Here is a 12324-nt window from a genome sequence, read left to right as displayed (position 1 = left end):
TTCTGTTATCGGCCCGCGCCTCGCCCGTCTCCCGTCATGTGCGCAGCCACTTCCACAAGACAGCAGCCGCGGCCGGAGCCCTGGCGGCGACGGCCGCCTTCCTGGTCACCGCTCCCCCGGCGGCGGCCGCCGGTTCCCGTGACGTCACGGCCGACGTCCTCGCGGACCGAGATGTCACCCTGACCGGCGACACCGTCGTCACCGTGCCCGCGGGGACGACTACGTACGACGGGGTGTTCCGCGGCGAGGGCACGCTCACTGTTCGCGGCGGCGGGACGCTGATCCTGACCAGGGACAGCGACTTCACGCTGCCCGCTTCACGCCAACGGCAGTCGGTGCGGACGCCGGGCGGCAACCACCCGTACGTCACCACGACCCGCCCGGACCCGCCCGCGATCACGGTCGAGCGCGGAGCGACCCTCCAGTACGGCAACGGCGGCACGACGGGCCTGATCGGCCACTTCCCTTACGGCACCCCGGCGTTCCGGCTGAACCAGGACAACATCCGGGTCGACGGCACCCTGCGGCTGTCCCTGACGAGCGCCTACAACCTGGGCACCGTCAGCGGCTCCGGCCTCATCACCCAGCCACGCTTCCTCTGGGGCACCTGGGACCTGACGTCAGGACCGTTCTCCGGGGTCATCGACAACGGCACACAGGCCAACGCCGGGCGGCCCGAGTACGCGACCTCGCTGCCGGGCGTGCGCAAGGTGCTCAACCAGGGCACCTGGACCGTGGACACCCCACTCGGCCAGACCGTCACCCAGCGGATGGACTTCTACCAGCGCGAGTACGGCAGCGACATCAACGTCCAGTCCCGGCCGGGCAGCAAGGTGGTCCTCACCGGCCAGTACAGCTGGTCGAACCAGGGAGGCGACACCGACCCCTCGCTGAGCGATCCCGTCCTGAACTGGACGCCGGCCATAAAGAACGTCAACAAGCGCGGCACCAACATCAAGGGCGCGAACGTCCAGTGGGGCGACGGGACGACCAGCAGGATCTTCATGCCGGGCACGGCGAAGACGGTTTACATCAACCTGCTGGCGGCGCGCTCCCGTTCCCTGCTGACCTTCGACTACAACGGGCCGGTGACCCTGGGCGCCCCCATCGGCGGCGGCCGTTTCCACGACACCCTGTCCGCGCCCGGCGCGGGTGCCATCGTCATCAAGGGGACGAAGGGCAACGACGTCACCTTCGCGGCCGTCCAGTACTACGACGGCTCCACGACCGTCGAGAAGGGCGCCGTGCTCCGCCTCGGCAGCGGCAGGCCGGAGGGCGACGGCGGGCTCTACACCGGGGGCGGGCTCTACCAGGTCGTGAACAACGGCTCGCTGATCCTCGACAACACGGCCAAGCCTCTGACCCTGCCCCGTATCAGCGGCAGCGGCTCCCTCACCCAGGCGGGCAGGGCGACGACGACACTCACCGGAACCGCGGTGACGTACACGGGGACGACGACGGTCCGCAAGGGCACGCTCGCCCTTCGGGGCGGAGCAACTCTCGCCCGCAGCAAAGGAATCCGTCTCACCTCGACGGCCGCACGGCTGGACGCGGGCACGGCCGGCCTTCGCGTGGTCTCCTCGCTGTCCGGCAAGGGCACGGTGAAGGGCGCGGTCACCAACGAGGGTGTGGTCACGGGCGGACTCACGGTTTCCGGCGGCTACACGCAGACCGCGAAGGGCGAACTGGTCCTGAGAGACGGTCCGTTGAAGGTGTCGGGCCCGGTACGGCTCGCCGGTGAGCTCGACTTCTCGGCAGCCGGCACCGACCCCGCCCGCCGGATCACCGTGCTGGACAACAAGGGCACCTCGAAGACGACGGGCGCCTTCAAGGGCCTGACGGAGGGCACCCGGCTCAAGCTCGCCGACACGACGTACCGGATCACCTATCGGGGCGGCGACGGCAACGACGTCACTCTGACCGCGGTCACGGCGAGCGCCTCGCCGAGCGTCCGTGCCGACACCGCGTCGAAGGCAGCGGCAGCGGCACCTCGCACAACGGGAGCGGAGACGGAGGGGCTGGGATGGTGGCCGTACATCCTGGCGCTGGGTCTGCTGGGCGGACTGGTGGTGCCGCCGACCGTGCGCAGGCGCGGCAAGCGACGTGAGGGCGGACGGCACGCGGCGCACTGATCGGCGCCAAAAATGCCCACATGCCGTGTTCGCGTACCGGACGGCTGCGGCCCTCTTGCTTCCCTTCGGCTAGCGTCGGGGCATGACCAGCGACACCCCGGAAGTCCCCGACGCTCTCCCCCGCTCCCTCGCCGACACCCTCGCGGCGGGCCCTGTCGTCCTCGACGGCGGGATGTCCAACCAGCTGGAGTCCGCCGGGCACGATCTGAGCGACGAGCTGTGGTCGGCGCGGCTGCTCGCGGAGCGGCCCGAGGCGATCACCGAGGCGCATCTCGCCTACTACGAGGCGGGCGCGGACGTGGCGATCACGTCCAGCTACCAGGCCACCTTCGAGGGGTTCGCCAAGCGCGGGATCGAGCGCGGACGGGCGACGGAACTGCTTGCCCTGAGCGTGGGGCTGGCGCGCGAGGCGACGCGGCAGGCGTGGGCGAAGGGGATCCGGCGGCCGCTGTACGTGGCGGCCTCGGTCGGGCCGTACGGCGCGATGCTCGCGGACGGCTCGGAGTACCGGGGCCGGTACGGCCTGAGCGTGGCCGAGCTGGAGGCCTTCCACCGGCCCCGGCTCGAGGTGCTCGCGGCGGCCGGGCCCGACGTCCTTGCCCTGGAGACCATCCCTGACAGCGACGAGGCGCAGGCGCTGCTGCGCGCGATCCGTGGTCTCGGTGTCCCGGCCTGGCTCTCCTACTCCGTCGCCGGCGACCGCACCCGGGCCGGCCAGCCCCTGGAGGAGGCGTTCGCCCTGGCCGCCGACGTGGACGAGGTCCTCGCGGTCGGCGTCAACTGCTGTGTCCCGGAGGACGTGAACCACGCGATCGAGACGGCCGCGCGGGTCACCGGCAAGCCGGTCGTGGTCTACCCCAACAGTGGCGAGTCCTGGAATGCGGAGGCGCGCCGCTGGGAGGGACGGTCCTCGTTCACGTCGGAGGAGGTCACGGGGTGGCGGGAGTCGGGGGCGCGGCTTGTCGGGGGGTGCTGCCGGGTGGGGCCGGGGGCGATCTCGGGCATCGCGGGGGCGCTGCGCTAGCGGGAGCGGTGCGCCTACTCGCCTTCGGGGTTCTGCTGTCTCGCGGCTGCTGCGTTCGTCGTGGTTGCTCGCGCCCCCGCGTCGGAGCCGCATATCGATACAGCCCCGCGCCCCCTGGGCGGCGCTTCGCGCGCCCTTCCGCTCCCGCCCCTTATTGCTATCCCTCTCCCCCTGCTAGCCTCCGCTCGGGAACCGGTTTCCGTGGGTGTTGCCGCTGTTCCCAGGGGGTGAGGCAGGGATGACCAGGAAGAGTGAGGACGCGAGCCGGAGCACGATCCGGGATGTCGCCGCGCGGGCCGGGGTGTCCGCGTCGACGGTGTCGCGGGTGCTCGGCGGGGTGTATCCGGTGAGCGCGGCGACGCGCACGCGCGTGATGCGGGCCGTGCGTGAGATGGACTACGTCGCCGACGCGCGCGCGAAGGCGATCGCGGGCGTCGGCACCCCGACGCTCGCGTTCGTGCTGGAGGACATCACCGGCCCGTCGTTCGCCCTGATGGCCCATGGCGTGGAACGTGAGGCGAACCGGCTGGGCCATCTGTGTCTGGTGTGCAGCACGGAGGGCGACGTCGAGCACGAACTGGAGTTCGTGGAGATGATGCGGGCCCAGCGCGCCGCCGCCGTGATCCTGGTGGGGGGCGCCGCCGACACCGTCGAGTACCGCGAGCGCACCCGCCGGATGGCCGACTCCCTGGCGTCGGCGGGCTCCCGGCTCGTGCTGTGCGGCCGGCCGCCGCTCGGGCCCGGGGCCCCGGTCACGGTCATCGAGTACGACAACGAGGGCGGCGCCTACGCGCTGGTCGCCCACGTCCTGTCACAGGGCCACCGGCGGGTCCTGTTCCTCGGCGGCAAGGCGGACCACACCACCGCGCAGGGCCGTGAGCGCGGCTATCTCGCCGCCCACCGCGCGCGCGGCATGGATCCCGATCCCGCGCTGGTCCTGAACGGCGACTTCACCCGCGACTCCGGTCACCGGCTGATGCGCCGGGCCCTGAAGGAGGGTCTGGAGTTCACGGCCGTGGTCGCGGCGACGGACATGGTCGCGGCGGGCGCCCTGACCGCCCTCCACGAGGCCGGCCTCGACGTCCCCGGTGACGTCTCCCTGGCCGGCTACGACGACATCCCCTTCGCCCGCGACCTCCACCCGGCGCTCACCACCGTCCACGTCCCCTACGAGGAACTGGGCCGCCTCGCCGTACGCACCGCGCTCGGCCGTACGGCGGAGGACCCGGCGGAGCACCTCCTGCTGGGCACCCACGTGGTGGTCCGGGACTCGGTCACGGCGACCGGCACCTGAGGGACGGGGGCCGGCGCGCTCAGTGCCGCCGGGCCAGTCCGGTGCGTCGCAGCCGCCGTACGACCGACCGGAGCTCCGCGGTCCGGGCCGGCCAGCCCTCCGCCGGTTCCTTCACGGGGGCCGTCTCCGGCGTGGTGGTGTCCGCCGTCCACACCGCGAAATCCTCGTCCCGAGGGCCGGACTCCACGTACGGATCGCCCTTGCCGAAGATCTGGACCGGGTGGGTGTCGTCCCAGGGCCGCCAACCGGGGTCGCCGTCGACGGCGAACCGCACCCACGCCCCGTGCATGGCGTCGGCGAGCTCGGTCGGGGCGCCCTCGCCGGCGAGCTTGGCGGACTCGGGAGCGGCACCGGTGTCGAAGACGAAGCCCAGTTCCAGGGCGTGGCAGGCACCGAGGTCCGGGCGGTGGGAGGGCCAGGCGAACTCGTAGACGTACGACGACCCAGGGCGGGCCTCGGCGAGGCGGTGCAGGGGGAGGCGCAGCAGGTGGTCGGTGACCATCTGGCCGACGATCTCGGCGGTACCGGCGTCGGGATGCAGCGCGCGGTAGCCGCGGACCACCTCGGAGCCGCAGTGGCAGCGGGCCATGGCACCGGCGAGGGCGACCGGACCGAGCCGGTCGACGCGCTCCAGGAGGCCGCCGGGGACGAGCCACAGGCGGTACTCGTCGCTGGTCCAGCCCAGCATCAGCTCGACTCCACGGGCCGCCGAGTCCTCGACCAGCGCCTCCAGTGGATCACGCGGTACGAGGTCGTCGTCGATCACGATCCCGAAGGCGGGGCCGCCCAGGACCGGGCTGCTCCGGCGGCCCACCTCGGCCTGGGTGCGCAGCAGTAGCTCGCGGTCGACCTCGGCGAAGGCCGCGGCGGTCGCGGGGATCTTCAGCCGGGTGGCCATCCGGCGCACCATCCGCCGCACCTTGTCGCGGTCGCTCGCCTCGGGCGGCCCGCTCTGCAGGACCGCACGCCGGAACAGGCCCTGGGCCTGCGGGGCGGCGAGGAGCGCGCCGATACTGATCGCGCCGGCCGACTGCCCCGCCACGGTGATACGGCCGGGGTCGCCGCCGAAGGCTCCGATCGCCTCGTGCACCCACTGCAGGGCGGCGAGCTGGTCGCGCAGGCCGGGGTTGGCGGGGGCGTCCGGGAAGAGGCCGTAGCCCTCCACGCCGAGCCGGTAGTTGACCGAGACGAACACGACGCCGTCCCGGGCGAAGGCATGCCCGTCGTACACGGGCACCGCGGAAGATCCCCTGGTCAGGGCCCCACCGTGCAGCCACACCAGCACCGGGAGGCGGGCCCCCGGGCCGGGCTCCGGCGTCCACACGTTGAGGTTGAGGCAGTCGTCGCCGGGCACGAACGGGTCGGACAGGTACTGCCCGAAGGCGTCGGAGTACGGCGGTTTCGGCGCCGTCGGCCCGAAGTCGGCCGCCTCGCGCACACCGTCCCAGGGCTCGGGCGGCACGGGCGGCCGGAAGCGGCGGGGGCCGAAGGGCGGGGCGGCGTAGGGGATGCCCCGAAAGACAGCGACCCCGTGCTCGTGCCGGCCCCGTACGGCCCCGTACGGCGTGCTGACCACGGGATCTGTCCGGACTGCTGTCATATGTCCACCAGCCTCCTCACCGCGCTACTGCACCGTGAACAACAGAGCACCACATTTCGGCTCGGTATTCCGGTGCAGAGCGCGGTTCGGCCGCTACTTGGCGTACATCAGGGTGCCGAAGCCCAGCTGGTCGAAGCCGCCGCTGGTGGTGCCGTAGTCACCGCCTCCGCCCTCGGGGGCGACGAGGTCGTAGTACATCTGCGAGATGTACTTGTCGTCGAGGCCCAGGCGCCGGTTGTAGTGAAAGTGGAGCTGGGCCCAGACCGGGCGGATCTGGCCCCGGGAGGCGGAGGAGACCACGGTCTGGGACGAGGCGGCGCAGTTCTGTCCTGTGCCCCAGTTGTAGGTGGTGAAGGGGACGTCCTGGCCGAGGTTGTACTTCGCGACGTACTGGGCTGCCTTCATGAAGCGGCGGCTGTCGTACGAGTAGAGGTCGTCGCCCTGGTTCCAGGCCATCTCGCAGATGGCGCCCATCTGGCCCATGCCCATGACGGTGTGGCCCTGGTCGCGGCCGGACTCCTGCCACTGGCCCAGCGCGTAGCCGGCGGAGTCGGTGTACAGGTACGGGACGGCGTGGGCGATCGAGCCGTTGCCGGCGCCTGACTTGAAGTAGGTGACCGCCTGGTCGTACTTGGCGCTGTCCTCGTTGAGGATGCCGATGGCCAGGACGGAGGCCATGTTGCACAGGTCCCAGTTGGCCCAGTAGTTGGTGATGCAGGCGTCGTTGTGGTTGGTCAGGAAGCTGTTGTTGAGCGGGTAGAAGACCTTGGCGAGCATGTCCTGGGCGGCGGCGAGGTCGAAGCCGCTGTAGCCGCGCATGAGTTCGCAGGCGTTGGCGAACTGCCAGCCGTAGATGCCGGCCGCGAGGAACCGGTCCGCGTTGCCGGTGACCGAAGTGAGCGTCCTCGACCAGGCGTTGAGGATGTTCGCTGCGCAGACGGCGTTGGCCTCGGTGCCTCCGACCTGCCAGCGCAGCGCGTTCTGGTAGGCGGCCGCGATGTCGTTGAAGAGCAGGGAGTAGTTCTCGCCGGTGCCTCCGCGGATGACGGTAGCCGTGGCCCGGTTGGTCCAGGTGGACTGGGAGTGGGAGTTGGCGACCAGCTTGTTCCAGCCGGAGAGCCAGGGGTCGGTGCCCGCGGCGACCCTGACCTTGGCCCGGTTGATGTCGCCGGCGTTGTGCAGCATGCCGGGGTGGGTCCAGGTCGAGGGTGCCGCGTCGGCCGTGGTGGCCATGCTCGTGGCGAGGGCGCCGCCGCCCAGGGCGAGGGCGGCGCCGAGACCGCCCGCGGTCCTCAGCAGACCGCGGCGGCTCAACTCGGTGTGCGGGAGGTGCTGGTGGGGGGAAGTGCGGCTCATTCTGTGCATCTCCGTTCCGTGGGGGGAATCAGATGGGGATGATGCTCACCTCGTCGAACTCGGAGGTGACGAGGGCCAGCGGACTGCGGGAGCAGGCCACCAGGCCGACGTGGAAGGGGGCGTCGCCGAAGCCGGGGATCTCGCCGACGGCGAGGTCGGTCCAAGTGGCGCCGTCGTCGCCGGAGACGGATGCGGTGAAGACGGTCCCGGTGCGCTTCAGCCGCAGCAGTGCGGGGAGTCGGACGGCTCCGCTGCCGGAGAAGGCGGAGGCGCCGGCGACGGTCTTGCGCAGCATCAGCTGAGCGGTGGTGCCGCCGGTGACGATCACTCCGGCCGCCTGGTCGAACGGTGACAGCGACTTCGCCATCAGCAGCCCGACGCGGTCGGCGGTGACTCCGGTGCGGGAGACCAGCCGGGCGGTGACCAGGCAGTCACCGGTGACGGGCCGCCGTACGAACTGCCCTGTCATCCCCTGGTTGTTGACGGTCAGATCCACACCCGCGCCCCGCACCACGAAGGTCCCGTCCTCGTGGGCGGTGCTGCCGGGGGTGAGGATCGCGGCCACGCCCAGCGTCCCGAAGTCGCGGTCGTCCAGGACCACGTCGCCGAGGTCGCCGTACGTCCAGGGGGCAGGCGGGGGTGTGCCGACGGTGAGGGTGAGGGTCGCGGTGCCGTCGCCCGCCGCGTTCCCGGCGCTGGTGGTGACGGTGAACTCGCCGGTCTCACGCGGGGTTCCGTGGATCAGGCCGGTGCGTCTGTCGACGCGGAGGCCGTCGGGAAGACCGGTCGCGGTGAACCGTACGGGCTCGTGGGAGGCCCGCAGAACATGCAGGAAGGGGACTCCCTTGTTCGTGAACGCCGTGCTCGCGGAAATGAGTTCGGGGAGGGAGGGGGTCGGCATCACCGCGGAGGAGGGTTCCGAGAGCGGTCCGCGCCCGGCCGTGTTCGTCTTCGCGACGGCGTAGTGGTACGCCGTCCCCGGCGTACCGGTGGCGTCCGCGTACCGGATGCGGGTGCCGGACCCGACCGGGCCGATGCCGGTCGCGAGGGTGGCGTACGGGCCGTCGGAGTCCGTGGCGCGCAGGACCTTGTAGCGGGCGGAGAGGTCCGGGTCGGTCCAGGCCAGTTCGACGGCGTCGGCGCCGGTCGTCGCCCTCAGGTCCCCTGCCGTGCGGGCGGGCTCGGGAACGGACCAGACCTCGCCGGCCGAGGCGGAGACCACGGAGACGTTGTCGAAGGCGCCGGTGCCGGTCTCGGCGTAGTCCGCGTCGACTCCGAGGCAGGAGGTGAGGAGCAGGCCCGCGTACGCGGTGCGGCCCAACGCAACCTCGGTGGAGCCGACTTCGGTCCAACGGATGCCGTCCGGGGAGATCGCCCCGGTGCAGCGGCGGCCCTTGCGGGTCACCCGCACCCAGTAGGGCATGCGCAGCCGGTAACCGTCGCCCGCGCCCTCGACGTACGGGGCCTCCAGCGGGGTCGCAGACTCGGGCAGGGCACCGAGGCTCGAGATCGGGAAGGAGGCGCTCGTGGTGATCGCCGTCTGCTGCGAGGGCGGGACCGGTGTGCTGCCGGTCGCGGAGACATCCGCCCCGTGGGAGGGCCGTACGGTCCACACCCCGCTCCAGGTGTGCAGCGGCAGCCCCTGGATCACCATGGCCGCGTGGGCCGCGTCCGCGTCGAGGGAGTCCCGGAGGCTGACGCCGATCTTGGAGTACTGCGAGCTCAGCGGCCACACGATCCGCGCGGTGACCGAGCCGTCGCCGCGCAGCGGCAGATGGACGAGCCGGTGGGTGTCGGCGGTGCCGCTCGCCTCGAGCACGAACCGCTCACCGTCGAAGACGGCCGAACCGGGGATCCTGACGTCCCCGACGTCCTGGGTCGACCAGGGCTCGGGGAGACCGGCGGTGGCGGAGGCGGGGGCCGAATCACCGCTGCGCCCGAGGGAGTTGGTGGCGCTGACGGTGTAGTGGTACGTCTGTCCCGCGCGCACCCGGTCGTCGGTGTACGTCGGCTTGTCGATGCCGGTGGCGAGCTTCTCGTACGGCCCTTCGGGGCGAGTGGCGCGAAGGACGGTGTAACCGGTCGCCCAGGTGGACGGCAGCCAGTTCACGGTGACGTGGGTGCGGTCGCCCGCCGCCGTGACACCCGCGGGTGCGGCCGGCACGGTCTGCGAGGGTGCCGTGGCTCCCGCGTAGGCGAAGGTCCCCCAGCTCGGCAGGTCGTCGTTGCTGCCCTCGATGACCCGGGCGCCCCCGGTGCCGCGGAAGACGGCCGCCTCGGTGTACGGGGTGTCGAGGCCGCGGACACCGGCGTAGTGGGCGTAGGCCATCTCATAGACCGGCGGCAGGGTGCCGCGGCCGATCGCGGAGACGGTCGTCTTGATGTACTTGCCGGTGCGGTCGAGGTCGGGGGTGAAGGGGACGTCGCCGCCGAGGTTGTACCGGGCCGCGTACTCGAAGTTGGCGAGGATCCGGTGGTCGTCGTAGCCCCACAGGTCGATGCCCTGGTTCCAGGCGACCTGGGCGATGTCGCCGGTCAGGCCGACCGCGAGCTGTTCGTGGCCCTGGTCGCGGCCGGCCTCCTGGCCCTGGCCCGCGTCGGTGACGATGCGGTGGCCGACGGAGCCGTTGCCGGCGCCGGCCGCGGCGAAGCGCAGGGCGTCCTCGAAGAGCGTGGGCTCCTCGCAGAACACGCCGATGGCCAGGATGGTCTGAAGGGCCGTCAGGTCCCAGTTGCCGTTGGCGTAGAGCATGTAGCCGGACACGGCCGGATACCAGACGTCCAGGAAGGACCGCTCACAGCGGGCGATGTCCTTCTCCGCCCAGCCGTCGTAGCCGGTGTGGCGGAGCAGTTCGGCCGCGTTGACGAACTTGAAGGCCTGGAGCCCGGCACCGAGCGGGCCGTCGGCGCCCGTGATCGTCGTGAGGGAGGCCGACCAGGCGTTGAGGAGGTCGCGGGCCTTGTCGGCGTTGGCGCGGTTGCCGGTGACCGCCCACATGAGGGCGTTCTGGTAGGCGGCGGCCGAGTCGGCGACGGCCTGGTTCTGGAAATTGGTGGGGCCGCGGCCCCAGGAGGTGATCTGTCCGGTGTTCTGGATCGGATACGTCGACTGGGAGCGCGCGTGGGCGGCGAACGCCAGGTAGCCGTCGTGGACCGGGGACTGCCTGGCGGCGACCGCGGCCTTCATACGGGCGAGGTCGTCGGCGGTGTGCAGGAGGCCGGGGTGCGTGAAGGCGCGGGAGCCGGTGGTGCGCGTGGCGGCCAGGGCGGTGCCGGGAGTGAGCAGTCCGCCCGCGCCCGCCACCAGCAGCAGGGCGGCCGTGCCGCCGAGGAAGCCCCGGCGGCTCGGAGCGAGGTCGGTTCTCTGGGGGCCGGTGCTCATGAGGCGGCGGCCGCCTCGGCCTCGGCGGTGGTGAGGAACTTGAGGTTCGTCACGTGCTCGTTGGAAAACCACTGGATGGTGTCCGTGGTGTAGTACCAGCTCGGCTTCTTCATCGAGTCGGCGACGACGAGGCCGTTGATCACCAGGTTCTCGAAGGTGACGTCCTTGATGGCGTGGTGGGCGTCATAGCCGAGGAAGAGCGACGGCTTGGCGTTCGTGCCCGTGTAGCTGAGGTTCTTGACGTAGACGTTCTCGATGCCGCGGCCGACCGAGGTGTTGTACTTCGTGTTGTACATGACCTTCATGTAGATGACCTGGCCCCAGCGGAAGTCCTCGATCCGCACGTCCTCGATACGCACGTTCTTGATCAGGTTGGAGTCGCCGGGGTTGAGGGCGATGCAGCCCTGGTAGTTCATCTGCGGTTCGCGGTGGTCGAGGATGTCGAGGTTCTTGAAGCGCAGGTTCTTCAGTACCTCGGGGTTGTCGGTGTTGCCGTGCGTGCCGACGTTGACGGGGTGGGCGACGTCCGCCCAGAGCGTGGAGTTGCGGACGGTGACGTCGGTGGTGTCGCCGTAGTAGTCCCAGCGGTGGGTGTAGATGGCGATGCAGTCGTCGGAGTTGCGCATGAAGACTCCGTCGATGACGACGTTGTTGGAGCAGAAGACGTCGATGCCGTCGCCCCAGCCCTTGGAGCTGAAGGAGCCGAGACCCTTGATGGTGACGCCGGTGGCCTCGCCCAGCTGGACGGCGTAGCCGTTGGGGTTGAGCGTGGTGACGGCGCCGATGGAGATGTTGCGCGAACTCTCCACCAGGACGCCGCCGCCCGCGGTCCCCGCGAGCACGCCCCGGCCGGCGATCCCGGCGTGCTCCACGTTCCGGAAGATCACGGTGGCCTTGAGGACGGCGCCGCCGTCGAGGTACACGGTCTTGCCGGAGGGGACGAGCAGGGTGCCGTCGGCGGTGGTGTGGACGCCGGGGCCGTAGTAGAGGACGTCCGGGTCGTCCTGCGCGGGCCTCTTCTTCTCGATCGCGCGGGCGAACAGGTGGAGACAGTCGAAGATGTCGTCGTTGACCTGGACGACGAGGTTGCGCGGCTGGTCGAGCGTGAACACCACGGTGTCGCCGCCGACTTCAGGCGTGATGCCGTACGAGTCCGGACGCACCCGGACCTTGGTGGTGCCGCCCTTGAGGTAGGTGACCTCGACCTCGACGGAGCCCTGGAAGTCGAAGTACGCCAGCGAGGAGTTGTAGGTCTTGCTGGACCCGGTGGTGGGGTTGATCTCGCCCAGCTGGGGCCGCCAGATGTCGAGGGTCTGCCACTCGCCGCCGGGGGCGGTACGCACCCGCACCCTGAAACTGGTGTTGGTCGGCATGGCGCTCGGACGGGGGTAGGTGACCAGCTCCGGCGTGACGGCGGCGGTGTCGTCGGCCCGGGCCGCCGTGGCCGTCAGGTGGGTGAGGCCGGCGGCGAGCACGGTGGCGCCGGCCGCCTGGAGAGCCGTACGGCGTGACAACGGCGTGTTCATTCGGAACTCC

The 12324-nt window shown here is 71.2% G+C and carries 7 protein-coding genes; 3 read left to right on the top strand and 4 right to left on the bottom strand.

Translation table 11 applies throughout. From position 1 onward, the window contains the following. The first annotated feature begins 38 nt into the window (after nucleotides 1-38). The 3 genes from BFN33_RS32245 (at nucleotide 39) to BFN33_RS32235 (ending at nucleotide 4450) form a co-directional block, all read left to right on the top strand. The gene (locus BFN33_RS32245) at nucleotides 39-2132 is read left to right on the top strand and encodes an autotransporter (RefSeq protein ID WP_069763703.1); all 2094 of its coding nucleotides are present in this window, start codon (nucleotides 39-41) and stop codon (nucleotides 2130-2132) included. Between the two features lie 82 nt (nucleotides 2133-2214). Continuing rightward, nucleotides 2215-3156, top strand: coding sequence for a homocysteine S-methyltransferase (gene mmuM / locus BFN33_RS32240; RefSeq protein WP_069763702.1), 942 nt, complete (start codon nucleotides 2215-2217; stop codon nucleotides 3154-3156). Nucleotides 3157-3394: 238 nt separating this feature from the next. After that, nucleotides 3395-4450, top strand: coding sequence for a LacI family DNA-binding transcriptional regulator (locus BFN33_RS32235; RefSeq protein WP_069763701.1), 1056 nt, complete (start codon nucleotides 3395-3397; stop codon nucleotides 4448-4450). A gap of 19 nt (nucleotides 4451-4469) precedes the next feature. Here the strand turns inward: BFN33_RS32235 and BFN33_RS32230 are convergent, their stop codons facing one another. From BFN33_RS32230 to BFN33_RS32215, 4 genes are all read right to left on the bottom strand, one after another. After that, nucleotides 4470-6050, bottom strand: coding sequence for a carboxylesterase/lipase family protein (locus tag BFN33_RS32230; RefSeq protein WP_079141114.1), 1581 nt, complete (start codon nucleotides 6048-6050; stop codon nucleotides 4470-4472). Nucleotides 6051-6143: 93 nt separating this feature from the next. Next, nucleotides 6144-7406: an alginate lyase family protein gene (locus BFN33_RS32225; RefSeq protein WP_069763699.1), complete on the bottom strand. Its 1263-nt coding sequence runs from the start codon at nucleotides 7404-7406 to the stop codon at nucleotides 6144-6146. A gap of 28 nt (nucleotides 7407-7434) precedes the next feature. Continuing rightward, nucleotides 7435-10788: an alginate lyase family protein gene (locus tag BFN33_RS32220; protein ID WP_069763698.1), complete on the bottom strand. Its 3354-nt coding sequence runs from the start codon at nucleotides 10786-10788 to the stop codon at nucleotides 7435-7437. Next, nucleotides 10785-12314: a glycosyl hydrolase family 28 protein gene (locus BFN33_RS32215; RefSeq protein WP_069763697.1), complete on the bottom strand. Its 1530-nt coding sequence runs from the start codon at nucleotides 12312-12314 to the stop codon at nucleotides 10785-10787. The genes BFN33_RS32220 and BFN33_RS32215 overlap by 4 nt, the downstream gene beginning before the upstream one ends. Between the last annotated feature and the right edge of the window lie 10 nt (nucleotides 12315-12324).

Source organism: Streptomyces sp. LUP47B (assembly GCF_001746295.1).
GTDB lineage: Bacteria > Actinomycetota > Actinomycetes > Streptomycetales > Streptomycetaceae > Streptomyces.
Note: the sequence above shows the minus strand (reverse complement) of the source record. Positions and strands in the feature narration are given on the sequence as shown.

What these genes read in the sequence shown, in the direction of transcription:
- mmuM (WP_069763702.1), top strand. Translation starts at nt 2,215, where the DNA reads ATGACCAGCGACACCCCGGAAGTCCCCGACGCTCTCCCCCGCTCCCTC.
- BFN33_RS32235 (WP_069763701.1), top strand. Translation starts at nt 3,395, where the DNA reads ATGACCAGGAAGAGTGAGGACGCGAGCCGGAGCACGATCCGGGATGTC.
- BFN33_RS32230 (WP_079141114.1), bottom strand. Translation starts at nt 6,050, where the DNA reads ATGACAGCAGTCCGGACAGATCCCGTGGTCAGCACGCCGTACGGGGCC.
- BFN33_RS32225 (WP_069763699.1), bottom strand. Translation starts at nt 7,406, where the DNA reads ATGAGCCGCACTTCCCCCCACCAGCACCTCCCGCACACCGAGTTGAGC.
- BFN33_RS32220 (WP_069763698.1), bottom strand. Translation starts at nt 10,788, where the DNA reads ATGAGCACCGGCCCCCAGAGAACCGACCTCGCTCCGAGCCGCCGGGGC.
- BFN33_RS32215 (WP_069763697.1), bottom strand. Translation starts at nt 12,314, where the DNA reads ATGAACACGCCGTTGTCACGCCGTACGGCTCTCCAGGCGGCCGGCGCC.